The 26,593-nt window shown below is 46.1% G+C and carries 21 protein-coding genes; 10 read left to right on the top strand and 11 right to left on the bottom strand.

The window, feature by feature from the left end; genetic code table 11:
- Positions 1–146: 146 nt before the first annotated feature.
- The 6 genes from nikA to cntE are packed head-to-tail and all read left to right on the top strand — an operon-like array spanning position 147 to position 6,424.
- Positions 147–1,763 (top strand): nickel ABC transporter substrate-binding protein, encoded by a 1,617-nt coding sequence (gene nikA / locus IEY34_RS21905; protein WP_189015109.1) that lies wholly within the window; start codon positions 147–149, stop codon positions 1,761–1,763.
- Positions 1,750–2,700 carry a nickel ABC transporter permease subunit NikB gene (gene nikB / locus IEY34_RS21900; RefSeq protein WP_189015107.1) on the top strand — a complete coding sequence of 317 codons (951 nt, stop codon included), beginning with the start codon at positions 1,750–1,752 and terminating at the stop codon, positions 2,698–2,700. The genes nikA and nikB overlap by 14 nt, the downstream gene beginning before the upstream one ends.
- Entirely contained in the window at positions 2,697–3,530 is an 834-nt protein-coding gene (gene nikC, locus IEY34_RS21895; protein WP_373291310.1) for a nickel ABC transporter permease subunit NikC, read from the top strand. The genes nikB and nikC overlap by 4 nt, the downstream gene beginning before the upstream one ends.
- A gap of 20 nt (positions 3,531–3,550) precedes the next feature.
- On the top strand, positions 3,551–4,387 hold the full coding sequence (locus IEY34_RS21890) for an ABC transporter ATP-binding protein (protein ID WP_189015105.1): 837 nt from the start codon (positions 3,551–3,553) through the stop codon (positions 4,385–4,387).
- Positions 4,388–4,403: 16 nt separating this feature from the next.
- A complete protein-coding gene (gene nikE / locus IEY34_RS21885) occupies positions 4,404–5,234 on the top strand; it encodes a nickel import ATP-binding protein NikE (RefSeq protein ID WP_189015103.1) in 831 nt (276 codons plus the stop codon).
- Complete coding sequence (gene cntE, locus IEY34_RS21880) at positions 5,231–6,424, top strand: staphylopine family metallophore export MFS transporter CntE (protein ID WP_189015101.1); 1,194 nt, start codon at positions 5,231–5,233, stop codon at positions 6,422–6,424. Before nikE ends, cntE begins: the two co-directional genes overlap by 4 nt.
- Here the strand turns inward: cntE and IEY34_RS21875 are convergent.
- Positions 6,412–7,236, bottom strand: a complete 825-nt coding sequence (locus IEY34_RS21875; RefSeq protein ID WP_189015099.1) for an AraC family transcriptional regulator — start codon at positions 7,234–7,236, stop codon at positions 6,412–6,414. The two genes, cntE and IEY34_RS21875, sit on opposite strands and share 13 nt — an antisense overlap.
- Before the next feature lie 205 nt (positions 7,237–7,441).
- On the opposite strand from IEY34_RS21875, the gene IEY34_RS21870 reads away from it, so the two are divergent.
- On the top strand, positions 7,442–10,087 hold the full coding sequence (locus IEY34_RS21870) for a family 78 glycoside hydrolase catalytic domain (protein WP_189015097.1): 2,646 nt from the start codon (positions 7,442–7,444) through the stop codon (positions 10,085–10,087).
- 217 nt (positions 10,088–10,304) lie between these two features.
- Here the strand turns inward: IEY34_RS21870 and IEY34_RS21865 are convergent, their stop codons facing one another.
- The 9 genes from IEY34_RS21865 to IEY34_RS21825 all read right to left on the bottom strand — a co-directional run bounded on the left by IEY34_RS21865 (position 10,305) and on the right by IEY34_RS21825 (position 22,455).
- Entirely contained in the window at positions 10,305–12,065 is a 1,761-nt protein-coding gene (locus tag IEY34_RS21865; RefSeq protein ID WP_189015095.1) for a sulfatase, read from the bottom strand.
- Between the two features lie 24 nt (positions 12,066–12,089).
- Entirely contained in the window at positions 12,090–12,977 is an 888-nt protein-coding gene (locus IEY34_RS21860) for a carbohydrate ABC transporter permease (protein ID WP_189015093.1), read from the bottom strand.
- A gap of 15 nt (positions 12,978–12,992) precedes the next feature.
- On the bottom strand, positions 12,993–13,940 hold the full coding sequence (locus IEY34_RS21855) for an ABC transporter permease (RefSeq protein WP_189015213.1): 948 nt from the start codon (positions 13,938–13,940) through the stop codon (positions 12,993–12,995).
- A 315-nt stretch (positions 13,941–14,255) separates the two neighbouring features.
- A complete protein-coding gene (pgmB, locus tag IEY34_RS21850; RefSeq protein WP_189015091.1) occupies positions 14,256–14,900 on the bottom strand; it encodes a beta-phosphoglucomutase in 645 nt (214 codons plus the stop codon).
- 50 nt (positions 14,901–14,950) lie between these two features.
- Entirely contained in the window at positions 14,951–16,651 is a 1,701-nt protein-coding gene (locus tag IEY34_RS21845) for a glycoside hydrolase family 3 protein (protein WP_189015089.1), read from the bottom strand.
- A 43-nt stretch (positions 16,652–16,694) separates the two neighbouring features.
- The gene (locus IEY34_RS21840; protein ID WP_189015087.1) at positions 16,695–17,480 is read right to left on the bottom strand and encodes a tyrosine-protein phosphatase; all 786 of its coding nucleotides are present in this window, start codon (positions 17,478–17,480) and stop codon (positions 16,695–16,697) included.
- A gap of 31 nt (positions 17,481–17,511) precedes the next feature.
- On the bottom strand, positions 17,512–19,017 hold the full coding sequence (locus tag IEY34_RS21835) for an ABC transporter substrate-binding protein (RefSeq protein ID WP_189015086.1): 1,506 nt from the start codon (positions 19,015–19,017) through the stop codon (positions 17,512–17,514).
- A gap of 64 nt (positions 19,018–19,081) precedes the next feature.
- A complete protein-coding gene (locus tag IEY34_RS21830; protein ID WP_229757779.1) occupies positions 19,082–20,704 on the bottom strand; it encodes a response regulator transcription factor in 1,623 nt (540 codons plus the stop codon).
- A complete protein-coding gene (locus IEY34_RS21825) occupies positions 20,704–22,455 on the bottom strand; it encodes a sensor histidine kinase (RefSeq protein ID WP_189015084.1) in 1,752 nt (583 codons plus the stop codon). The genes IEY34_RS21830 and IEY34_RS21825 overlap by 1 nt, the downstream gene beginning before the upstream one ends.
- Positions 22,456–22,751: 296 nt before the next feature.
- On the opposite strand from IEY34_RS21825, the gene IEY34_RS21820 reads away from it, so the two are divergent.
- The 3 genes from IEY34_RS21820 to IEY34_RS21810 are packed head-to-tail and all read left to right on the top strand — an operon-like array spanning position 22,752 to position 25,834.
- On the top strand, positions 22,752–24,077 hold the full coding sequence (locus tag IEY34_RS21820; protein WP_189015083.1) for a response regulator transcription factor: 1,326 nt from the start codon (positions 22,752–22,754) through the stop codon (positions 24,075–24,077).
- Entirely contained in the window at positions 24,070–24,579 is a 510-nt protein-coding gene (locus tag IEY34_RS21815; protein WP_189015082.1) for a hypothetical protein, read from the top strand. The genes IEY34_RS21820 and IEY34_RS21815 overlap by 8 nt, the downstream gene beginning before the upstream one ends.
- Positions 24,527–25,834 carry a sensor histidine kinase gene (locus IEY34_RS21810; protein WP_189015081.1) on the top strand — a complete coding sequence of 436 codons (1,308 nt, stop codon included), beginning with the start codon at positions 24,527–24,529 and terminating at the stop codon, positions 25,832–25,834. The genes IEY34_RS21815 and IEY34_RS21810 overlap by 53 nt, the downstream gene beginning before the upstream one ends.
- 320 nt (positions 25,835–26,154) lie before the next feature.
- Here IEY34_RS21810 and IEY34_RS21805 read toward each other — a convergent pair whose 3' ends face one another.
- Positions 26,155–26,574, bottom strand: a complete 420-nt coding sequence (locus tag IEY34_RS21805; protein WP_189015079.1) for an NUDIX hydrolase — start codon at positions 26,572–26,574, stop codon at positions 26,155–26,157.
- Positions 26,575–26,593: the final 19 nt, after the last annotated feature.

Below are 26,593 nucleotides of genomic sequence, written 5' to 3'. Positions count from 1 at the left end.
GCCCATCCTGCTTGTGTCTCGGGATATCTTCTCTTTTTTGTCCAATAAAAAAACAGCTATTTCTCCATTGTTAAGTATAGCAAAACAAAATAATATAAACGAGCATGATAATCATTATCACCACAATACAAAGGGGAATTAATCCGATGATCCGTAAAAAATCAACTCGCTTCCTATCAAAAATAGCGGTGCTATTCGCATTGCTTATCACTGTATTAGGTTGCGCGAAACCAGAGCCAGCAGCCAACGATAAAGCAGCTCCTGCACAGAAACCAAAGGAGATCACCGTTTCCTGGATGAGAGATTTGGGCCCGTCGAATCCTCACGCCTACTACCCTAATCAATTGTTTTCACAATCGATGATGTACGAGCCGCTTGTCAGCTATAACGAAGGCGGAGAGCTTAAACCTTACCTTGCCGAGTCATGGAACATTTCCACGGATGGCAAGGAGTACACGTTCAAACTTCGTAAAAATATTAAGTTCTCGGATGGCTCGTCATTTAACGCTGCTATCGTGAAAAGAAATTTCGATGCCATCCTGAAAAACAAAAGCACGCATGCTTGGCTTGGCATAGCAAAGGTGCTGGAGAAAACCGAAATTGTTGACGAACAGACGATTAAATTAACGCTCTCAGAGCCGTATTATCCAACCTTACAGGATTTGGCGACAGTTCGGCCTTTTCGATTCCTAGGTGAGGCTGGTTTCCCTGAAGGCGATGATACCCTAAAAGGTCTAAAAGCGCCAATAGGCACAGGGCCGTGGATGATTACAGAGTACAAACAAGATCAATACACCGTATTCACTAGAAACCCTAATTATTGGGGTGAGCAGCCAAAGGTTGATAAGGTAACGGTTAAAATCATTCCTGACAGCGAAACGCGTGTCTTAGCTTTTGAAAAAGGCGAGTTGGATATGATATTCGGCGAAGGCGCGATCAGCCTGGATGCCTATAAACAACTGCAAGGCACAGGCAAATATGGAACAGCTCTCTCTGATCCGGTAGGTACTAGAAATATATTGTTGAACTCCACCAACGAGAAGCTTGCAGATCAACGGGTGCGTCTTGCTCTCCAACATGGCGTGAATAAACAGAGCATCGTGGATGGTATTACAGGCGGTGTAGAACAAAAAGCCGATTCTCTTTTATCTAACAACTATCCGTACGTGGATTTGAAAGTTAAACCGATTGATTATAGCACAGCCAAAGCAATGGCATATCTGGATGAAGCTGGTTGGAAACTGGCTCCGGGGCAAACCATTCGGGAAAAAGACGGCAAGAAATTAGAGCTGGACTTAGTGTACGATAAAACCGATCCGATTCAAAAAGTAATGGGAGAAGCCGTGCAGGCGGCATGGGGAGAGATTGGCGTTAAGCTGAACATAGCCGGTGTGGAATTAACAACCGCAACGAAGCTGCTCCGAGAAGGCAAGTTCGACGTTCGTTTCTGGTTTAATTCCGGTGTTCCTTATGATCCCCATACGCTAATTAATGCTGTGAAAGAACCAAGCTTTGGCGTAGCGGAAGCCCACTCACGCATTCCTATGAAGCAGGAGCTGGACCAGAAGATAAAGACCGTACTTGCCTCCACGAATGAATTCGAACGCAAGAAGCTTTATACGGAAATTTTGACAACTCTGCATGAGCAGTCCGTCATCGTGCCCATTTCTTACATTAAACAAACCGTTGTTTACAATAAATCCTTATCCAATGTTACCTTCCCTGCAAGCCGTTGGGATCACCCTTTCAATGGAATTAAGTAGCTATATTGGGAAGCGACTGCTCGCCATTATTCCTTTGGTTATTTTCGCTACACTGCTTACATTTATCTTGATTCAGCTTTCGCCGGCAGACCCGGCGGAAGCTTATTTCTCCGCTTCGCATATTCAACCGACGGAGGAACTGCTTGCTGAGAAGAGGCACGAACTGGGACTGGATCAACCGCTTTATTTGCAGTACTTGCAATCGTTAACCCAAATCGCCCGGCTTGATTTCGGAACATCTTATCTGTCCAATAAACCTGTATGGGACGAGGTGGCGCTGCGATTGCCAGCCACCCTCCTGCTTGCTTTCAGCAGCATCATCTTAACGATTGTTGTCAGCATAGGACTGGGGTATTTATCAGCTGTTTACTCCCATAGCTGGGTGGATTATTTCAGCAAAGCACTTTCCTATTTTGGCGCATCTATCCCGCAATTCTGGCTCGGCTATTTATTGATCTTTTTCTTCGCTGTCCAATTGGATTGGTTGCCCGTTAATGGCATGGGAAGCTGGAAGCATCTAGTCCTGCCTTCACTAACCCTGTCACTTGCACTTATCGCTGTCTATAGTCGACTTTTGCGGGCAAGCATTGTGGAGCAATTGCAAGAAGTTTATGTGTTGTATGCCAGAACCCGTGGATTGCATGAAAAAGTGATTATGCTTAAACACGTAATGAAAATTGCCATCTCCCCCGTCATTACCGGCTTAGGTATGAATTTCGGCAAGCTGCTCACGGGTACGATTATTGTAGAGCAAGTGTTTTCATGGCCTGGGATTGGCAGATACTTCATTGAAGCCATCTTTAATCGAGATATTCCGGTCGTTCAATGCTACGTGCTTCTCGCTGCATGCGCATTCCTTCTTTGCAACCTGATCGTTGATGTCGTTCAAATGTATATGGACCCTCGAATTTCTTTGAAAGGAAGAACCGATTCGTGATTAAACCTATGAAGAATCTTCTCTCAGGTCGGAAGACCATCATCGCGTGTTCTTGCTTCCTGCTGCTTTGTTTCTTAATCACGATTCTGGCACCTTGGCTGGCACCACATGATCCAATCAAGGTCAATCTGGCATTGAAGCTGCAGCCTCCTTCTTCTGACTATTTATTAGGTACGGATCATTTGGGCCGTGATCTATTATCCCGACTGTTGTACGGAGCTCGCATATCGTTAGGCTTAGTTTTCCTTGTGTTTATAATATCATTAACCATAGGGCTAATCGTTGGAACGGTTGCGGGGTACACAGGCGGATGGATCGATACCTTCCTCATGCGCTTCAGTGAAGGCGTTATGGCTTTTCCGAACCTTGTGCTTGTGCTCGGAATTGTAGCGATGCTAGGTCCCGGTATTATGCAGATCGTGTTTGCCCTGCTTCTTGTTCAGTGGGTAACCTATGCTCGTATGTTTCGCGGCCTTGTTGTCAGTTTAAGAGAACGTCAGTATATTACGGCTGCTATGATAAGCGGGTCCTCGCCATGGACCATTATGAGACAACACATCATTCCCAACGTTCTGCCCCCTATTGTCGTAATCGGGACACTTGAGATTGGTTGGGCGATTATGGATATCTCTGCGCTGTCTTTCCTTGGCTTAGGCATTCAGCCGCCTACCCCGGAGTGGGGCGCCATGATTCATGAGGGCAAGAGCTACATTCGGAGCCATCCTGAACTGATGATGTACCCCGGATTTTTTATTTTACTTGTCGTCATTAATTTCAATCTGCTCGGTGAAGCGCTATCGCATAAATTTGGGGTAACAAAACGATTTTAAACAAGAAATGAGGCCCTTAGATGGACACATCTCGCAAAGTCTTGCAGGTAAGTGGGCTGAACGTCAAAGTCACAACAGATCAAGGCCAGCTTCAGCTTCTTCATGATATTCATTTTGATTTAAATGAGGGGCAAATTCTCGGTCTAGTCGGCGAAAGCGGCTGCGGCAAAAGCATTACATGCCATTCACTCTTGCAGTTGATGGATCAACATACCATCGTCGAAGGCAGCATTCAACTGGGTGGCCGTGAGCTTAACGGCTTGGATCCAAAGGAGATGCGGCGCATTCGCGGCAAAGAAATAGGCTTTATTAGGCAAAATCCGATGAATGCCTTCACGCCCGTGTATTCAATTGGCAATCAATTTATCGAGACCATCCGTACGCACTGCAAGCTGAGCAAAAAAGAAGCCTATGAGCTGGCAGCCGTTTCTCTAGACAAAGTGAAATTGCCCCAGCCTTACGAGATTCTCAAGATGTACCCTTTTCAACTGAGCGGAGGCATGCTGCAGCGAGTGATGATTGCTATGTGCATGTGCCTGAAACCCGCCGTCGTCATCGCTGATGAACCTACAACTGCACTCGATATGGTCAATCAATTGCAAGTGTTAACCCAGCTGGAACGGCTGCGATCGGAATGTGGCACAACCATTTTGCTAATTTCTCATGACTTAAGCGTCATTGCAGAGATGGCCGATGAAGTTATCGTTATGCAGCATGGGAGAATTGTCGAACAAGCCAATGTCTTTGAGCTTTTCGATCACCCTGCAAATGCCTATACCAAAAAATTGCTAAACGCGAGGTTGCAGCTGCCCAATCTGTCTAACGAGCAGACGGTCGAGTATGCTGTAAACTTTTAAAAATGAGGTAATAACAATGAGTTTGTTGCAAGTACAGGAAGTCAGTCATACTTACAGGAAAAATCGATTATTTGGCTCAACCCGCCAGCAACCGCCAATCCTTTCCAACATTTCCTTCTCTGTCGATGAAGGCGTTTGTCTAGGTCTATTGGGCAGCAGCGGAGCTGGGAAAAGTACACTTGGCAAAGTCATTCTTGGTTTGGAGAAGCCACAGCAAGGCAAGATCATCTTCATGGGGCACGATATGTACAGCATGAATGCAACAGCCCGCAGAAAGATTCGTCGAGATCTGCAAGTTGTTTTTCAAGATTGTTATTCGGCGGTTAATCCACGCATGTGTGCCGAACAGATCATTGGAGAGCCGCTCAGCAACTACAACTCCATGTCGTCGCTTGAACAAAAGCGAGCGATCGGCGAGCTGTTGGAGAGAGTTGGTCTACAGGCAGCGGACATGGTGAAATACCCCCACCAATTCAGTGGCGGCCAACTGCAAAGAATCAACATTGCAAGGGCGATTGCGCTGAACCCGAAACTCATCGTGTTAGATGAGCCGATTAGCAGCTTGGATATGGTTAATCAAAGCCAAATCTTAGCATTGTTGCATGACTTGAAGCTATCATTTGGGCTTTCTTATCTGTTCATCACCCATGACATCAAGGCTGCTTACGCCCTTTCGGATCGGTTAGCGGTCATGGATCAGGGAGAGCTCGTGGGGCAGTTCGAAAATAAGGAATCGATTTTCACATCGTCACATCCTGCTGTGAAACTTTTGTTGCAATCCGTCCTTGCTGAGCATCCCCGAGCCCGGAAAATCAAGTCCGTTAAAGCGGAATGTCGGGCGCTATGAACAAAAGCGGCCCCTTATCTTTACCTTTTATCAAGCTATACGTCATTACTTTTCTATTTTTTAGCGCGAATCCGATCTTGAATATCATTGTGCCTCTGCGCAGTGAAGCTCAAGGTGCAAGCAATGCAGCAATCGGCGTCATGATGGGCGCTTATATGATAACGAGCATGCTCTTCCGTCCGTGGGCGGGCAGCATCGTTCAGCGCTTCGGACCGCTGTCTGTCTTACGCGCTTTATTACTTGCAAATGGCCTTATTCTAATTCTGTATACAATATCTGGGCTGGAATGGTACTTCGCTCTTCGTGCTATGCAGGGGGTAACGACCGCATTTTTCTCCTTATCGCTGCAACTAGGTATTGTTGATAAGCTGGCCCACAATGATCGTTCTCAGGGTATATCACTGTATTTGTTAGCGGGCATGCTGCCTACGGTAATCGGTCCTATTCTGGCATTGACCTTGTGGGACTGGGGCGGAATGAACGCATTCACCACATCTATGATCGTTATTGCCCTTGCCACAGGTATCTTAGGCTTCACGGCTCCACTGCCCTCCGGTTCGCAAGTCACTCAGGATGAGCAACAGCAAGCAAGCTCCATGTCTTCTCAGTTACGCCAACTGTGGACCCATCGTGCATTTCTCGTATGCAGTATAGCCATGCTGATTGCTTCTGTCTCCTTTGGGGCTGTTACAACGTTTATTGCGCTCTATACGAAACAAAGCGGTGTCGGTCATGCCGGCATTTACTTGATGCTTCAAGCTGGCGTGATGGTTTTTTGCAGATTCGCCTTACGCAAAAAAGTTCCTTCAGACGGCCAATGGCATCCCCGCTTTCTAGTCGGCTTACTGCTAAGTATGGCTGTTGGCTTACAACTATTGGCACTAGCCGTATATGGCGGAGCCTCATTCATGTATGCGGGTTCCATGTTGATAGGGTTAGGCATGGCACTGCTCTACCCCCATTTAGTGACGTATTTGACCATTGTACTGCCAATGTCCTCCCGCAATACGTTAATCGGTGTGTTCATTGCCGTATCCGATCTTGGTTCTGTACTTGGCAACATCGTGATGGGCACGATTGCCGATCATTTGTCCTACTCTTATATGTATGGCATATGCGCTGGCTTATTGCTGACCTCTGTTGCGATTATAGGCATAAGCGGTCGCCGTTTAGCGACTCACTCGAACTGATTTCGATAGCTCCTCGGCGTCATGCCGACAATCCTTTTAAAAATGGAGATAAACGAATTTTGATCCTTATACCCTACTGATTCCGCAATCGATCTAATCTTATGCGATGAATCGCGCAGCTGCTCGCAGCTTTTGCGGATACGCAAGCTTTGCAGATAAGAATGAAAGGTTTGACTTGTGTGTCGATTAAACAAACGCTGAAGCTGCCGTTCGCTCCATTGAAATTTCTGCGTCAGATGAGATAACGTCAACTCTTCAGCATACTGCTGCTCCATATAAAGAAGGACTTGGAGAAACCTGTCCGGTTGAGCGGATTCAGCCGGCAGCCCTGCTCTTTGCTCCCTGTTAATCAATCGGTAAATCGTAACAAGCAGCTGCAGCAGGAGACTGTTCAGATAAGTTGTGGACCCGCTCTGCGGTAAAGAAAACTCCTGATACAGCGCAAGGAACAGCTTCTCAATCGAAGCATCGACATCAACGATCGAATCAAATTCGTACGCCTCATCTTTTAATAGTTGCATAAACGCCGCGATTGGCGGATCGGTTACGCCAGGCAGGAAGCTTTCGAGCAACTGCGGAGTGAAAATGCAGTTATATATAATTAACGGCTCTTTCGAGTCATCGGCTGACGATGGGCGAAAGACATGAGAAACCCCGATCGGGATGACATAGAGCTGGCCTCGCTCTGCCCGATGAACCTCATTTTCAATATAATGAAACCCTCTGCCCTCCCCAACATAAGCCAGCTCGATAAACTCATGCGAATGCTGGGATAACCGGAAAGTTTCCGTTACTCGGTTAACATAAAGCATCTGATGATGCGGGAAAAAAAGATCCCCTTTAAGTGTATGCTTCGAATGCTCGATGGCGCTTGTCCCCCTTTTGTATAAAATGTCCGTTTAACCTATATTAGATGTCCTAAATACCTACATAAAAGCAATTTGGAACGCTTTTATAATTATAATAGAAATTAAACACATGGTAAATTGGACATTGAAATCAAAAGGAGTGAGCCTCATGGCATTAGTAAACAAGCTGCGATGCGAGTATAAGGAAAATCCAATCGGTATCGATATCCAGCATCCAAGGATCTCTTGGCAGATTCAGTCGGATACACGTTCGTGGCTGCAATCCGCTTATCACATACAAATTTCGCGCGATCCCTCATTCCCCAGCCTTCTCTGGGACTCTGCCAAGGTGCATACCGATCAATCGATCCATGTCGAACTGACAGCTTTGGTTTGGCAGCCAGGTGAGCGCTACTACTACCGCGTTAAGGTTTGGAGCGATCAGGGAGAGGAAACCGATTGGTCGGACGCTGCATTCTGGGAAATGGGGCTGCTCGATGTTCAAGATTGGCAAGCTGCGTGGATCAGCGCTCCGACAGGATTGTGGGGAGTGGAGTCCTGTCCGCTACTGCGTCGCTCATTTCAGATCAGTAAACCTGTGAAAACCGCCCGCATTTATGCCACCAGCTTGGGACTGTATGAAATGCTGCTGAACGGCCGCAGAGTGGGCGACTATTACTTCACGCCCGGGTGGACCAGCTATAAGCATCGTCTCCAATATCAAACTTATGATGTAACGGAGCTGCTTTTGACAGGTGACAATGCGCTCGGCGCTGTACTCGGAAACGGCTGGTACAAGGGTAAATTAACCGGGAAGCATAGGCCGAACGTGTATGGTGAAAGATCAGCTTTCCTGATGCAGCTGCATATTGAATATGAGAACGGCACGAAAGATGTCATCATGACGGATAGCGACTGGAAGACAGCGGAAAGCCCGATCCTGATGTCGGAACTATATGACGGGGAAACGTATGATGCTCGATTGGAGAAAACCGATTGGAGCATGGCCGGTTACGACGATGCGGAATGGATGGTCGTGGATACGCTGCCGCACGCCAAAGATGCCCTTCTCGCTCAAGAAAATGAACCGGTGCGGAAAATCGAGGAGATCACCCCTATCGCCTTGCTGATGACACCATCCGGAGAAACGGTTATCGATCTGGGCCAAAATATGGTCGGATGGGTGAGGTTCACGGTTCAAGGCCACTCTGGTCAAGAAGTAACGCTGCAGCATGCCGAAGTGTTGGACCAGGACGGCAACTTTTATACGGATAATTTGCGTATGGCTAAGCAGACGATCCGCTATGTGCTGAAAGGCGGCGAGCCCGAAACCTACGAGCCCCGCTTCACCTTTCAAGGCTTTCGTTACGTGAAACTGAACGGTTTTGGGGCGGAGATTCAGCTTGCGCAATTCACCGGTATAGTGCTCCATTCCGATATGGAACGGACAGGCGATTTTCAATGTTCGGATCCACGGGTGAATCAACTGCAGCACAATATCCTTTGGGGGCAGAAAGGCAATTTCCTCGATGTGCCCACCGATTGTCCGCAGCGCGATGAGCGTCTGGGTTGGACCGGAGATGCGCAAATGTTTATTCGCACCTCCGCGCATCTCATGAATGTAGCTCCATTCTTCAGCAAATGGCTGCATGACTTAGAAGCAGACCAGCTTGCAAGCGGTGGCGTTCCTTTCGTCATTCCCCATGTGCTCAGTGAAAACAGCCACTCTTCAGCAGCTTGGGGCGATGCGGCCGTCATTTGTCCATGGGAGATTTATCAACTCTACGGCGACAAGCGAATTCTCGAGCAGCAGTACGAGAGCATGAAAGCCTGGGTCGAATATATACACAGACAGAGTGAAAACACCTTTCTATGGAATACGGGCTTCCATTTTGGCGATTGGTTAGGACTGGATTCCAAGCCGGGCAGCTATATCGGCGCTACCGACCGCGACTTCATTGCAACCGCTTTTTATGCCCACTCGGTCTCACTGCTCGCCAAAACAGCTAAAGTGCTGCAAAAAGATCAAGATGCAGAAAGCTATACGCAGCTGCATACGCAAATACGGGATGCTTTTCAACAAGAGTTTGTTACACCGGGCGGAAGGTTGTCTGTCCCTACGCAGACGGCACACGTATTGGCGCTCATGTTCGAGCTAGTGGATGGCAACGCTAAGGAACGTGCGGTCCATAAACTTGTAGAGCTTCTGGAAGAAAGCGAATTCCATCTAACGACCGGATTTGTCGGCACCCCCTATCTGAATCTCGTGTTAAGTCAAACAGGTCATACGGATGCGGCTTACAAGCTATTGTTTCAAACGGATTATCCGTCTTGGCTGTACCAGATTACCAAAGGAGCTACCACGATTTGGGAGCATTGGGACGGCATCAAGGAGGACGGAAGCTTCTGGAGCACGGATATGAATTCATTTAATCATTATGCTTATGGCGCCGTTGGCGAATGGTTGTATCGCTGTGTTGCCGGTATTCATGTTGATGAAGATGCGCCAGGGTACAAGCATTTTCACATTAAACCGCTGCCAGGCGAAGGTCTGACATGGGCGGAAGCCTCCTTGGAATCCATGTATGGGTTGATCCATTCAGCATGGCGGCGGTTGGAAGATCAATCGATGGACATCAGGGTTAGCATTCCACCGAATACGAAGGCATCCGTGCATCTTCCGAATGCCAAAGAGACCATGCTCCGTGAGAATGGCATGGCGTTGGAGCAAACGGAAGGAATTCAAGCCATCAATCCTACCGACTTGGGTGTCTCGCTGACTTTAGGATCAGGAACATATCGTTTCACCTATTGAAGATAAGAAAAAATCACGCTATGAAGAGCTTTCATCCAATCTCGTACAGGAACAATACATGGATCCAAACTTATCCCTTGTTAGTGTGGCCGAAACCGTTTGCATGTCTCGAGCCTATTTGGGAAGACTATTCAAGAAAATGACTGCCAGTTTCTGCGGATGCTTATCGGTTTATTTTCTTGTCACTCGACACTTGGCATAGGGGCTGCCTTGTCCACTACGTCAATAACATTTTCAGAAAACCGACAAGCCTAGGCGCGTGATTGCCAAACAAACTCGTAGCAAGCTGGAGAACGTCATCTTCACTTACTTCCGGTGACGCCTTTCTCTGCACCATCAACGCAAGCTTCGCGTTCAGCATCGATCGCATCGGATTCGGCGTCAGGCAGCTCAGGGTGAAAAAAGCTTCTTTCGACTTCCCGACCCATCGCTCTTTTAGCCCCAAATCAACATCGTTTTGCTTCCGCTTCGTTTCTTTTTCTCGTTCAAGTTCCTCTACCGTCACCATTCCATCCTTCGGAATTCCGATACGCTCATACTGCTCGGCCGGTGCATCATGTTCTCGCATTAGCCTTGCAATATGGCCGATCATGGTCGCCTCCACAACCGGATCTTTCAATGTGGTCTCCTGTGACGAATCGGATTCAAGATCAAACAATAAATCACCGTATAGATACGGGTTCAAAAAGTTTGACGCTAGGAGCCTCATCACGGAACAGCCTTTCGTGAACGTAAATGGAGCGGTGAGCTCCATTCCGGCAAACTCTTTCGGATCGAACATATGATGCATGTGCGTCGGCATCAGCGTATATTCATACAGTGGGCCGTTGTTTATATCCTTCGGTCCCCGCATGTAAACGTACCTTCCATCGGTGCAATTAATGTGACCGCCATGTATGCCAAATAAAGCAGCTACACGAATGGGACTATTCGATTCGATAATCGGACGGATGGAACTGCCTTGCATATCGGCAGGAATGTCCACCTCGAAAAACTCGAGCAGCGTTGGAGGAAGATCGATCGTTTGAACGAGTGCGTCTGTTCTCCTGCTTCGCACGTCGTATCTGGGATCCCAAATAAATAGCGGGAGGTTGGTGATCTCATTATAGAGAGGTTGGATGTTTTTCCCCCACCAGCGATGTTCACCTAGCAAAAATCCATGATCGGTATTCACGATTAACAGCGTATCTTTCCAAAGGTCGTACTGATCAAATACGTCCAGTACTTTACCCAAATATTCGTCACACATGCTGACGAGCGCCGCATATTCATATTTCATATGCTGAACTTCCTCCGGCTGCTGCGTGACTTTCGAATAATCCGGCCAGTCGTAATGTTTGCCTTGATAATCATGAGGATACAAATCCTTATATTTGGGCTGGGTAAAAAAAGGCTCATGAGGATCGAAAGCTTCGATTTGCAAAAACCAGCGGTCTTGATTACGGTTTTTCTCGATGAATGCAATCCCCCGATTGACCGTTACCGCAAGTGGCATCTTCTCCTCGCTATCCAAATATTTTCGATTCACCCAATCCTGTCTCCATAAATCGCCCTGCTTGGGACCGCTCAAGCTTTCCGGCATGTGTGGATCCTCCACGTTTCCTTTCCACGGATCTCCCTCTTGACCGCGGGCAAATTCCCAAGAATTGTACCTCGTGTGATACGTAGCTCCCCCGTCCTCGAAATAATGAGTATGATCGGTCGTTAAATGCGTATACACGCCGCTTTTCCGAAGTAAATCGATCATCGAATCGTCATAAGGCTCAAGCGGCCCCCAGCTTCGATGCAAAAAGTTGTAACGTCCTGTATGAATCTCACGCCGTGACGGCACGCAGGGCAAGCTGCCCGCGTAGCATTTGTCGAATGTCATCGTCCGCTCAGACAGACGTTGAAAGTGGGGAGCGTGAATCCACTCGCAGCCGTAATTCGGCAGTATATGTTTATTTAAAGAATCAAACATGAGCATCACTGCTCTCATAATTTCACCCTCCGTCATTTCCTGCTATTTTACAGAACCAATTGTAATCCCTTTGATGAAGTACTTTTGGAAGAACGGATACGCCACCAGAATCGGTAGTACGCCGACGACAGCAATCGCCATTTTTACCGATGTGCTCGGAAGCTCTGCGACCTTCGCCCCAGCGCCCGATGCCATGTCGGAGTTGCTGCTCAAGAATTGGACATCTTGAATGAGCCGATTCAAAATATTTTGAATGCTAAACAGCTTAGGGTTGGTCACATAAGTCATTCCGTTAAACCAATCGTTCCAATACAGGATGGCCTCGAAAAGACCGATGGTCGCCATGATCGGAACCGACAGCGGGAGAACGATTTGGTAGAACGTTTTAATCTCACCCGCCCCATCGATTTTGGCTGCTTCGATAAGCGCTGGCGGAATGGACGTCAGGAAGAATGTGCGGACGAGCAGGACGTTAAATCCGTTCATGAGCAGTCCAGGAATAAGCAACGCCCAAATCGTATTTTTCACATGCAAAACCTGCGTATAAATCAAGTACGTAGGGACAAGGCCCCCATTAAATAAAAGTGTAAAGAAAACAAAGAAGGCCCAAAATTTCTTCCATGGCAGATCTTGACGGGAAATCGGATACGCCAGCATCGACGTGATGGCTAAGCTTGCAGTGGTGCCCACTACCGTAATGAACACGGTAATCCCATACGCACGGCCCAACTCTTGCCAGTGATCCAGTAAATACACATACGCTTTGGAACTAAATTCTTGCGGAAACAGAGAGTATCCATGTTGAATTATGCTTCTCTCACTTGAAATGGAGGACATGATGAGCAGTAAAAAAGGCAGAAGGCTTGCAGCGGATAATGCGATCAGAACAATATGAGTAGTCCACTGCAGCGCTTTACTATCTTGTGCCATGACTCTTTTCCCCCTCTAAAATAAGGCATTGTCTTTGCTGAATTTGCGCACCGCATAGTTGGATACAAGTACCAACACGAATCCGACAAGCGATTGGTACAGACCGGCTGCCGATGACATCCCGATATCCCCGAGGTTCATCAGGCCTCTATACACGTAGGTATCAATGACATTTGTCGTTTTGGACAACGCGCCCGAGTCCATTGGCACTTGATAAAACAGGCCGAAATCCGAATAAAAAATGCGTCCGATCGCCATCATGGTCATCATAATAATGACAGGCATGATCAAAGGAATGGTAATGGAACGAATCTGATACCATCTTGAAGCGCCATCCAGTGTCGCTGCCTCGTAATATTCCGTGTCGATGCTAATGATGGATGCTAAATAAACGACGCATAGGAATCCGACACCTTTCCAAATATGCACCAGTGTCAGAATGTACGGCCAGTACTTCGCTTCTGAATACCAAGAAATGCTGTCAATTCCGAACAGCGGAAGAATAGCCTTGTTCATCAAGCCTGATTCGACACTTAACATGGAATAGACGAGATAGCTGACAATGACCATGGAAATCAGATATGGAAGCAGAATGACACTTTGATAAAAACGGGATAAAAATTTCTTCTTCACTTCATTCAGCAAAATTGCCACAAATATAGCTATTACTGTGTGTACAACGATAAAAAGCGAATTGTACAGAATCGTATTGCGTGTAATGATTAAGGCATCTTTCGTCTTGAATAAGTATTCAAAATTTTTAAAGCCGATCCAATCACTGCCGAGAATACCTGCCTGATAATTGATATCTTTAAACGCGATGATAGCACCGAACATCGGTACATAATTGTTAATGAGCAAGTAAAGCACGCCTGGAATCATCAAAAGGTAAAGTGGAAAATAATTTTTCCACCTGCTGCGCCTTTTACTCGTTGAGGATTTATTCGTTATTGCTTGTGTCATCATGCTCACTTCCTCCACTTCATGGCATCTATTGGTTGCTTACACTTTCATTATAGGAATTAGGCGTGACCGTCACTACTCCGTTTTCGACTTCCCGTTTGTACGATTCCGACCTGCCATTCTCTCCTTATGTAAAATGAGACGTTATATGAGAAAACAGGCTATAATTCCACTTTTTTCAATAATAGCGGATTGACGTTCCCTTATCTCAGGGCGAGGTAGCTGGGGTAAGCTTCGCACACCCTCATAAACATATAAAAGCTTATATGGTAAAAAAAGAAGGAGCCACCGTCCGCTCCTTCTTCATAAGTTTATCTAACCCCAGATTACAGCTGTCAGCTCTTCCAAACGATGAAGCCGATAGTCAGCAGCAGCCGGGCTGTTTATCACAGTACCTATGGCAGCCGACTTCATACCGGCACGCTTTGCCGCGACAAGACCAGCCTCTGCGTCCTCTACGACGATACAGCATTCGGGATCAATGGCAAGCTTTTTCGCTGCGAGCAGAAATACTTCAGGATCCGGCTTACTGTTATCGATCTCATTACCATCCGCCACTGCTTCAAACAAGTGCGTAAGGCCAAGCCTTTCCAGAATGACCGGCGTATTCCGGCTGGATGATCCGATCGCGACTTTAGTCCCCTGCAGCTTGCAGGCAGCGATGATCTCGTGAGAACCAGGCGCCGCATCTGCAGGCGTCAATTGCTCAAGCAGTTCACGGTAGTAGCCGTTCTTCTTCGCAGCCAAAGCTTCTTTTTCCTCGCTTGTATATGTTCTGCTGCTCTTCTCAAGGATGACTTCCAGGCTCTCCATCCGGCTAATGCCACGCAGTCGGTCACCCGCGGACTCATCGAATACAATGCCTTCTTCGTCCGCCATTCGCTTCCATGCTTGGTAGTGATACTGATCTGTATGCACAAGCACGCCGTCCAAATCAAAAATAACGGCAAGTATCGACATGGTAGAAATCCCCTTTCATCGTCCGGCTTGCATGTATTGCTTACAGTTGCTTACAGACGTGTATCCCAATAGCCGCAAAATGGATCTACTGGGTTAATCCCTTTGAAAGAGGAGCGTCCCAGCAGCTTCTCAATAATCGCGTCCACGACATGCTCGCTGGCTGAATACGCATTAATAAACGTTGGGATGCGCGGTACATCCAGCAGATGGTACGGGTTAGCCATGGAAATGAACATCGTTGGCAGCTCCTGAATAAACCACGGCATATCTAGACCATAAGGAGGCGCCCAGTTAATGCGGACCGTAGTTTGGTTGCTGTGAGTCTCAAAATTGGAGAAGTAGATAGCAGCATCATGCTGCTCACTCATCGCCTTCACCCCAGCAAACATCGTTCTGAAATCGAAATTTTTCGTATCAAATATCTTGATCTCGAAGCCCTCCGCTTCCAGTTTGGAAATGAAGTAAGGTGTGATGTTCGTACTTTTGTAAAAGCCATCCTCGCCGCCGAGTGATATGAGTAGAATACGCTTGTGACGCTCTGGGCTAATGGGCAGCAATTGCTGCGTATCCTTCACGAGCGTAACGGATTGATCCGCACATTCCCCAGCCCATTTCATATGTTCGGCGCATTTCAGAACGGATAGCGCCTCTACGCCCGGCACAAGGGTTCCTTCCCGCTTCTTCCTATGCAGACCAAGCGACGCTTTAACACCGAGAATGCGTGTCACCGCTTCATCCAGCCGCTCCACGGTCAAGATGCCCGTCTCGATCCCTTTCATCATGAAGAAAAAGTCTTCCTCGATACTCTTATTAAACAAGAACATATCACAGCCTGCAGCAATCGAAGCCGGAACGGCTGTCTCCCGCTTCATCGCCATCATAAAACCGGCCATAGGCGTAGCATCCGTCGTAATAAGCCCATTGAATCCAAGCTTCCCTCGCAGCAGATCGTTCAGCAGCTCGGGCGCCAAAGTCGCAGGCATAATGTCCGTATCTTTGATCTCCGGACGAAGGTACCTGCTGTAAGCAGGCTGAGCAATATGTCCGACCATAACGCTCAAGGCTCCGGCGTCAATGCATTCTTGATACACATTGCCGAACGTGGCGTCCCACTCTTCGACCGACAACGAATTGACCGACGTTAACAAATGATGATCGCGCTCATCCACGCCGTCGCCTGGGAAATGCTTAATCGAAACAGCGACGCCATGTTCCTGAACCGCAGTCGTATAAGCTTTGCCCATGCGAGCAACGCGCTCTGAGTCGGAACCAAACGTTCTCACATTGGTGATTGGATTGCGGAAGTTGACGTCGATATCCACAACTGGCGCGAACGCCCAGTTTACGCCTACAGCGCTCCCTTCCCGGGCAGCAATAACGCCGAGCCTGCGAGCCATCTCCGTATTGTCCGTAGCTGCAACTTGTAATTGCTTGCCGAAAAAAGTGCCATCTACAGCGGATCCGTTGCCCCCAGCTTCCAGATTGGCGGCAATAAGCAGCGGAATTTCCGAAGTTTCCTGCAAATAGCGATGCGTTTCCTGGACTTTCTCCCCGGGACCAGGTCGGTACAGGATGCCGCCAATTCTCATCTTTTGCGTCAGCTTCGCAAGATGCTCCTTGTCATCGGTGAATCCGATCGGACAAAACAGCTGTCCCACCTTGGCGGCAAGATCCATGGAGGCCAAAGTGTTCTTAACCCACTCCATCCCATCATCATCTAGATGAAAAGGCTTTGCATGCAAATCAACCATATAGCGTCCCTCTTCTCTTATGACAAATAGGTTAATATCACCTTTACTCTAAATAAAAGCTTTTCAATTTCTCGCGCGCCTCGGAGGTCAAGCCGAGCACTTCTTCCATATAGGTTTCCATCGTCCCATAGTTCTTTTGGATTTCATTTAGTGCTGTAGTCAAGTACTCCTGTTTGACAGCCATCATTTCTCTAACCTTGGCAAGCTTGTTGTCATCTCCTAGCTTCTCTTGAATCGAGCTAAGCATGTGCTCAATCGATTCTTTCCGGTTATTGTTGCTTCTTAAGAAATCCTCCATGACGGTTTCCATCGGCACTTCTAGTGCAAGCAGCAAGATGGCTCCAGCAAATCCCGTTCGGTCTTTACCCGCTGCACAGTGCCAGAGCAGCGGACTGCCTTCTGCCTGCAGCACCAGCTCAAAAAAACGACGATAAGCAGCCTGAGCAATAGGATCAGAGACGAACTGTACATAAACGTTTTCCAGCCAATCTCCCTTGAACTCGCCTATGTCCATGTTTTTAATCACAGCAATCATTTCCTGTGGATTGACAACACCACCCAGAACAGAAATATGAATGTTCTCCGCACCAACGACGACTGGGTTCGGCTTTGCCACTTGTTCACCTTCCGAACGGAAATCGCAAATATAACGCAAACCATTGTCTTGCAAGTAAGCAATATCCTCTTCGTTCATTTCCGCCAGTTCTGCGGAACGAAACAGTAAATTGTGCTTGATGATCCTTCCATCTGTTGCGTGATATCCACCTAAATTACGCAAGTTCGTTCTGCGCTCTAATTCTTCTACTCTTTGCTTGTAGGCTGTTTCCATATTACCCTCCTGAATTTCTCCGATATTTCACTTATTTCACGTTATTTTCTTTGGCCCACACATCCAACTGTTTTTGCTTTTCGGCAATAATTTTGTCGATTCCGGCAGCTTTCAACTCCGAAATGAACTTAGGCAATTCTTTATCCGGATCGAAGGCTCCGTCCTCCAGCCCCAATCGGTACTGACTCACGACGTTGGAAACTGCGGCAACTTCTGTCTTCACCTGGGTGTTGTCGTACGTAAACCCAAGCGCTTTCGACCTTGTTGCACTCTCGTTGAACTTCTTCGTTTCCTGCCATATATTCTTGTCATTGCCTTCCCATATATCGGCAAGGAACGAATTACCGAACATAAACCCTTGGTTCAAAGCGAAACCTGTATTATTCTCATCTACTCCTGTAGGGTAGCTAATCAAACCGTCCTGCTTTTTGATATAATGCTTGCCTTCGATACCCCAAGAAAACAAGTTGACAATCTCTTTGTTAGCGTACATCAGGTTAAGGAATTGCATAGCTTTCTCGGGATTTTTGGAGCCTTGGGAAATTCCCCACATCACGCTATTTACCGTACTTGTATTCGCAGCAGCTGGAGCAAGTTTGACCACGGTCATTTCAGTACCGATTATTTTGGACTGCTGCTCAGCAAAGCCCGGTTTCATATGTGTTAGATTCCCTGCTGCTTTACCTGCTTTAATAATGGTGTTTTCACTTTCTTTGTTTGTCACGACATCTTTAATCGCGTATCCCGCTTGGTTCCATTTTCTCATGAGTTTCACCATGTCGGCATATTCAGGAGTCTCGTACCAGTTCACGACTTTCAACTCGCCTTGTCCATTATTCAGGAGCACTCCTAAATCGTCGCCCAAAGAATCTCTCGTGCTAAACGAACCATATAGGGAACTAGTCACCTTATTCGTCATAGGAGCCATGCTTGGCTCGTTCTCTTTGAGCACCTTTAGCACACTTTCAAGATCGTCCAATTTTTTCACCTTACTCAAATCTATGTTGTATTTGGTCACCAAGTCTTTTCTCATGATAAAGCCGTAATCTTGCGCTAAATCACGAATGGTCGGCACGCCGTAAATTTTACCCTTCACTTTCGGGGCATTTAGAAATACAGGCCCTAATGATTCTGAAACATCTTTGCCATATTTGTTTAGTAAATCATCAAGTGCAAGCAATTGTCCTTTGGCAATATAGCTGGAGTAAAACGCTCCCCATTCCACCATTAAATCGAGCTTTTCACCGCCGGTCATCATCAAATTCATTTGATTCACATAGGCACTGTAACTGATTGGCAGGAGCTTCACGGTGGCGTTGATTTTCTCTTTGGCAATCTTGTTAATTTCGTCATTCACCAACTGCATGTCTTTCGGAATTGCACCTTTAACTGGGAATGCCACTGTAAGCTCATATGGCGCTTCGGTCTTCTTGTCGTCCTGCTTCTTGGGACTTGCTGCATCATTCTCGGAACCGCAACCTGAAACAATAACCGTCAATGCGACAATCGAACTTAAGAAACTCAATCTTTTCTTCATGGTTAACTCCTTTTATGTGTTGTTATCCGAACAATTTCATTATAAGTACCCATCGAAACTGTCACTACTCCGTTTTCGACTTTCCGTTTGTACCATTCCGACCATGCTGTCGATAATCATTCGGGTTCATACCGGTCACACTTTTGAATCGTTTGGAGAAATGTGCGAGATTCGAGTACCCCACATGCGCGGCGATGCTGCTGATCGACATGCCACTTTTAGACAACAGTTCCTTGGCCATTCCCATACGCTCTTGAACCAAATATTCAGTAACAGAAATACCGGTTTCTTTTTTGAAAATGCGATCCAAATAATCCGGATTCAAATAGACATAATTAGCAATTTCCTCGCGTGAAAGCTCTTGTTCATTCAAATGAAGAGCAATATGATTTTTAACACGTTCCGCAACAGACTGCGTTTGCTCAATCGTTTTCACGTACTGTAGAGATCTCTCCATGATGTGCTTGATCCATGCCATCGTATCCGTTACAGAACGGGTAGCACGTGGTGCAAGCTCAATCGAAACAGCATCACTTAACAGCTCGCGTGCTTGAATGCCTTTCAGCATAATGACGTGATACAGCATTTGCAGGAAATCGTGGTGAAATTGATGCAATATCCTTGCATCCAGTTCTCCTGTCTGCATCATACTCTCCAAATATCGCTCAGCCTCCGCTAGAACCTTCGACATTGAACCTTCCTTCAACATGACCGACCACACAGGCAGATTAGGCATTGCAACTTGCTTGGAGGATTGTTTTTTATCAGATAGCATGAAAATTGTATTGTTATAGGCAACATTGCTTTTCTCGCGATGAGACAGCTCGTGAACCATCGATGGGAGTTCATGTACGAACGCCCGATTCCCGATATAGCAAGAGATATCGCAATAGAAGAAGCTTCTGCAGGAAGAGATGAAAGCTTCGCACTTTTGTTTCAATCGCTCCATCTCCGGTTCAGCTTCTTGATCCCAAGACACGATTGCAAGCAGATTTTGGCTGCCCAACAACAGAACTTGTCCCTTTTCTTTTTGTTCAACGATCATTTCTTCGGCGCTGTTTTGTATGGCATATTCCAGAATCTTCTCATCTCGCAAACTCAACTCTTTATGATAACGTTGTATGCTGATCAGAACTGGCAAAAACCTCATTTCTTCGGAAAAGGGGATATTGCGCTCCGCGGCAGACGCTCGAATAGCTTCCAGATTTGACGGTATGGTTTCATGCAAAATATCAAGCCAAAACCGCTCTATCAGGATCGGTTGATGCTGGACCCAAAATTGGCCGTAACGGCTGTATTGCTGCAGTTCGCTCTCTTTATTGATCTTGTCCCCTGCTTTCACAATCACTTCTTCCAGCTGAGCAAGAGTAACTGGTTTCAATAAATAATCAAAGCAACCAAGCTGAATGGCTTGCTGCGCAAATTTAAAATCAGCATGACAAGTTAAGAATATCGATTCCGTTTTTGGATAATGCTCCCGTACCCATATTAAGAGATCCAGGCCGCTGCCTTGCGGCATTTCAATGTCACAAAGCATCATATCGATGGGATAATTCTCAAAAACTTCTTTCGCTTGCCTAATATTATAAGCCGTATGGACGGTTGAAACCCCGAACGTCTCCCAGCGCAAATCTGATTTAAGACCTTCCACGAACAAAATTTCATCGTCTACAATAAGCAGTTGCATCAAAATCGCTCTCCTTTTCCTACATCCGGTGTAAGTGGCAGTGTAATGACAATGACTGCACCACCAGAAGCCACATTGGCAAATGAGATGTCAGCGCGGCTCTGGTACAATAGCAACAGCCTTTGTTGAACATTCCAAATGCCGATATGTTCACCTTGTGCACTCGTCATCTGGATTCCACTGCGCATTTCCGCCAGCACGTCCTCCGAAAAACCAGGCCCTGTATCTTGTATCGTTATTTGGAGAGTGGGGGCCGCAGCCGCATCGTCAAGTTCCATGTCGATCGTCAACAGAACCGGTTCGTCCATCGTTACCGCATGCTTGATCGCATTTTCTACAAAAGTTTGAACGACAAGCGGCGGGATTGGGGTACGCAGCAAATAGTCAGGAACCTGAATCGTACACTTTAAATGAGTAGGGAAACGCAGCTCCTGAATACGCAAATAATTGCGCACATGCTGTAATTCTTCTTGTACGGAGACGAAAGTCAAATTGCTTCGGAACATATAGCGGAAATACCCAACCAAACATAGCGCCATCTCTTCAATCAGCGCATAATTTTTGGCGCGCGCGAGCGTGTGCATAATATTAAGCGAATTCAAATAAAAATGTGGATTGATTTGCAGCTGCAAATGCTGAAGCTCCGCCTTCTGCTTGTTCATCTGCTCTTCATAGACATGGATCCGCAATTCTTGAATTTGTGACATCATAGTATTAAAGGTTTCATAGACAAGCTGAAATTCATCCGAAGTCCGAAAGGATTGAATCCGCATATCCAAATTGCCGTCCTTAATCCTTTTCATCGCCGAAATTAGGCGATTGATTGGAAGAAGCACCGTTTTTCGGAGAAGCAGCAAACAGACGGGCAATAAGATGAGAACGCCTACGAGAATGAAATTAACAATGTTTCGGAGGATCGGTAGATTTTTCAGAATTTGTTCATCTGGGATAAGGGCAATCAAGTTGAAATTCCCCACAGCCGACTTTTCGCCGACAACCAAATAACGGTGATCGTCTCCGGTTAAATAATAGTGTTGCAGATTTTTATTGACATCTAGCCGATTATTCTTAACAATTTCCGCATTCACCAAAGGCACACCATCATTCATTGTAAATAAGGCTGCTCCTTTATCTCCTAATCCGATAAGGTTTAGCGGCATCATTAAATTGTCGAATAAAATCCAAGTACCTACATACGTATTGCTAACCTTGATCGTACGCAACAAATAATATTTTTCTCCGATTTCCTGCACGTACCAGCTATTAATCGGTAAATTGGGCGTTGCTTTCCCTGTTTCATCCTCAATAAAGTTTCTGACCGATTCGCGTTCCGAGTAATTCGTAACTTCCCGGAAAGCATTCATGTAATATTGATTAGGAGCCGAATAAATAAAAAAGCCGTCCACCGATTTGAAATTCAACATATTTTCAGTAATTCGATTAGATAATCTTCTTAGAGCGAAGTAGCGATCGCTCTCCGAAACTTTATTCTCAATACCGGTAAAGTCGGCTTCGGCGATCGTCAAGCCCATTAAAGACGATTCGGCGAACCGTAATTGCTCGTCGATTTGTCCCATATACAACGACATCATTTTTTTGTTGGAATCGGCCACTTGGCTCCGAACAACGCCTATCGCATAATAGTTGGTATAAATGAGCAGCAAACTCAGCGGAACTGTAATCAGCACCACGCCGACGATCAGTTTGAAACGAATGGAATTGAAGGGAATTCGGAAAAAACGGCTTGTCATGCATGCTCCCCCTGTTCATATTGTTCTCTACTCATTATTGACGGATTATGCGAATAAAAAAAGCCAGCAATCTGCTGGCTTCGCCTGTTAACAAGAATAATATATTTATCATAGTGATTGGACAGGAAAATCACTACTCCGTTTTTGACTTCTTGCTTGTACGATTTCGACCATGTAAGTTATAAAACCCCCTCAATTTTTCGATTTCATGTCTTGAATTAAGATTCCGTGTTGCATTCGCAAGAATCCTATTATAATGAAATTATCAACTATGGTGTACCGTAAGGGGGATCTTCATGAAGCTTTTGCTTGTGGATGACGAACAATTGATTCGCAAAGGGATACTGATGAAGACCGACTGGCAACAATACGGTATCGATGAAGTGAAGCAGGCAGATGATGGCCGTGATGCCGTTCGGATCGCCGAACTGTTCCGCCCCGACATCCTGCTGACCGATATTCGAATGCCCCGTATGGACGGAATTGAAGCAGCGCGCTGCATTCGGATGTTTTGTCCGAAAGTTTGCATCATCTTTATGAGCGGCTTCTCGGACAAAGAGTACCTGAAAGCCGCTATTTCCATGCAAGCCGTTGATTATGTAGAAAAGCCCATCCATCCAGACGAACTGGGCAAAGCTATCCTCAACGCTTCCAGCATGATCAAGAAAGACCGGCAAACCGACATGGGCGAGGAAGAGAGCATACCTCTAATTAAACGGGAAATAGCCGCACTGCTTTGTTCTCCCCACTATCAGGCAGACAAGCTGGCACGATTATTCCCTTTAATCGGGTCGCAGTTGTGTGAATCCAATTCCTGTTTGTCCTCCATTCTCAAATGGCATCACCCTATTGAGCAGCCCGAGAGCCTTCTGCACAAGCTTGAATCGGCTGCACAGACGGCAGGTTTCAATTGTTTTATCATGATGAAAGACGATTTTCATGTCGTCATCCATTTGATCTCTCGTTCGGAGAAAGATGTTTCCTTCGAGGATAAAGTTCATCGATGGGTCCGTCAAGATGGAGCCCCTAAGGCAAAGAACTGGCTGGCAAATTTGATGAATGACATTCGGAAATATCCGGATACATCTGTGACTTTTACCAAAGGAATTTATTTACAGCTCTATCAAATGGTTCAACAAGTCGGCAAAGAAAGCGGTATTCCTTCCTTTAAACAGGAGGCTTCTGTAATTAAATACGCAGAGCGATTGTACGCTTGTCAGACATTGGACGACCTAGATCAACTCCTGAACGATGAACTCGATGTGCTTTTTGATTATTTGGAAGCTCGCAAAGGTAACTCGATCATCCGTCATGTGACGCTTTACATTGAGCGAAACTACCGGAATCGCCAGCTGTCCCTGAACGAAATCAGCGAGTTTGTGGGTGTGACAGTCCCCCACTTATGTTTCGTTTTTAAAGAAGGTACCGACATGACGATCAAGCATTTCCTGTCGGAATATCGAATTGATCGGGCTAAAGAGCTTTTGGTAAACAGGGAGCTAAAGCTGTTCGATATCGCCTTGCAGGTGGGATATGGGGACGGAGAATATTTTAGCAAAATATTTAAAAAAGTAACCGGACTGCAGCCTTCGGAATATAGGAAGCGGCTTGCCGATGTCTAATATCTTCAATCGCATACTTCTAAAGCTGAGATTGAAACAAAAGCTGCTTCTTTCTTACCTGCTGCTTATCCTGCTTCCGATTCTCTATCTCCAATTCTATGCATCCGGCAGGGTGGCTGGCATTATTCAGGAAATGGTTAGCTTTTCATTTGATCAAAGCTTTAGCCAAACTCATTCCTTTCTAGCTTATAAACTGAATCGCATAACCGACGTTTCAGATCTAATCGCACTGGACGAGGTTCAAATGACTCGCATACTGACCACCAACGTGGCCGACTACAAACTCCAAGATCAGTTGCAAGACGGAAATAAGCTGGTCCAGTTTCTTTCTTCCTTTCGCGATGGCACAGATGTAAGTAAGATTCGACTCTACCTACCGGACGGTTTCCTGTTTGCCAATGAAGGCAGCAGCATCTTCCCCTTACAAGATGTGCTGAGCACGACATGGTATGCCAAATTGGTCACTTCGAGGGCGAAGCTCATGTGGGTTCTCCTCACTTGATTATCCAACCAATACGACCGATACGGATCCAGTCATATCCCTTGTCCGCCTCATTCGCCATCCCGATCACTATAACGAAACCATCGGAATTCTGCGTTTGGACATGGATGAACGAATGCTCAAAGAAATCGTTTCTCGTGCCAACACCGTGAAGAATAGTCTAACTTATTTGCAAAGTAGTGATGGTCTGGTTCTGATTGCTTCGGATGATGCACTCCTGGAGCAATATCTTCCTGCTGAAGGCACCGCACCTCCATTATTCCAGCCTGCCAACAGCAATAATACGCAGTTCATAAAAGGCAAAAGGCTAGAATTCCACCATCTGCAAATTCCGCAAACTGACCTGACTATGGTTACCGTGATTCCACATCAGGAGATTGTGTCAAGAAGCACACGCCTTCAACAGGAGCTTCTTATTAGTTTGCTTGCCGTCGGACTGTTAGCCATCGGACTTGCCCATTTCATCTCCCTTCATATGACAAGGCGAATTACTCACTTGAGTCAAAAGATGAAGGCCATGGAGGCTGGAATCCTTGAGCCTATCGTAAAGCCGTCAGGAGATGATGAGGTAGGAGAACTCATCCAAAGCTATAATTATATGTCGCATAAGCTGGCATTGTTAAAGGATATAGAAGTGAAGGCAATCAAATCTGAATTAATGGCTCTTCAATCCCAGATCAATCCTCACTTCTTATACAATACACTGGATCAAATCAATTGGATGGCTCAATTCGGGATGAACGATCAAATCACAACAATTGTGCAGTCGCTAGCCGGATACTATAAACTCACGCTTAGCAACGGGCAGGATATCATAACAATTGGACACGAATTGAAGCTGGTCACCTATTATGTTGAAATCCAAAACATTCGCTTCGAACAAAGAATCGAGCTTAACTTGCAGGTCGATGAGGCATTTCAACAGGGACTCATTCCAAAGCTAACCCTTCAGCCAATCATCGAGAACGCCATTCTTCATGGAATTTTAAGGAATGAGAACCGTGAGGGAGGAATTACGGTAACCTGCGAACGCCAAGCAGATCGCATCGTCCTGTCTGTCATTGACGATGGCGTTGGGATGGACGACATACACCTGGAAGCACTTCGATCCGGCAACAAGATCATAAATCCCACCGGCAGTGGATATGGGATTCGCAACGTTCAGGAGCGAATCAAATTATACTATGGTGAAGCATTCGGATTGCATTTTTTCAGTTCACCTGGACAAGCATTAACAGCATGGTTCTGTAACTGATCAAATCGCGAATGAACGGTGTTTTCATTATTTCTCTCCTCCTTCTCTTTGATCACCGCTCTATATCCGTTATTATAATGGAACCGCTATCATTTGAGTCCCCATCAATCTTTCGACTTCATGTCCAGAATTAAGATTATGAAAAAATCGCCCACTCTGAAAATCTAAGACCAAAAACCTGCAAAGTAAAGAAGTCAGATGAAAAAGAAAAACCGTCAGGAAAACTTCCTGACGGTTCTATTACATGTAAATTGAGGAGGTACAATTGGATCAACTCTATTGTTTAGATGCCACTTTCTGCCTCAATGTAATGATTTTAGTCAAAACTCAATATAAAATGGATGAAGTTCCTCATTTAAACAAAGCTCTATTCTTTCCCTGAAATTTTTCCAAATCACCATCTCTAATGCTGCTTCGATTGGAAAAAATCCTACTTCTAATGCCTCCGGGGTTGTTGTTAATTCTCCTCCGACTGGTCTGCCTAAAAATAAAGTGTTACATATACACTCACTTACATTTTGAAAAACACCACAAAATTTTGTTACCTCTATATCTAGACCGCTCTCTTCCTTTGTTTCCCTGATCGCTGCTTCTTTCAACGATTCGCCTTCTTCAACCTGCCCGCCTGGCATTTCCCAACCTCGCCTAGGACCTTTTATTAATAATATTTCGTTCCGCTCATTGATCACAATTGCCGCCGCAGAAACAATATGCTTTGGAACCACGTTTTTGCCCCCCATTCTTCATTCGTACTCACAC

Origin of the sequence: Paenibacillus marchantiophytorum (genome assembly GCF_014640555.1) — a bacterium.
GTDB lineage: Bacteria > Bacillota > Bacilli > Paenibacillales > NBRC-103111 > Paenibacillus_E > Paenibacillus_E marchantiophytorum.
Note: the sequence above shows the minus strand (reverse complement) of the source record. Positions and strands in the feature narration are given on the sequence as shown.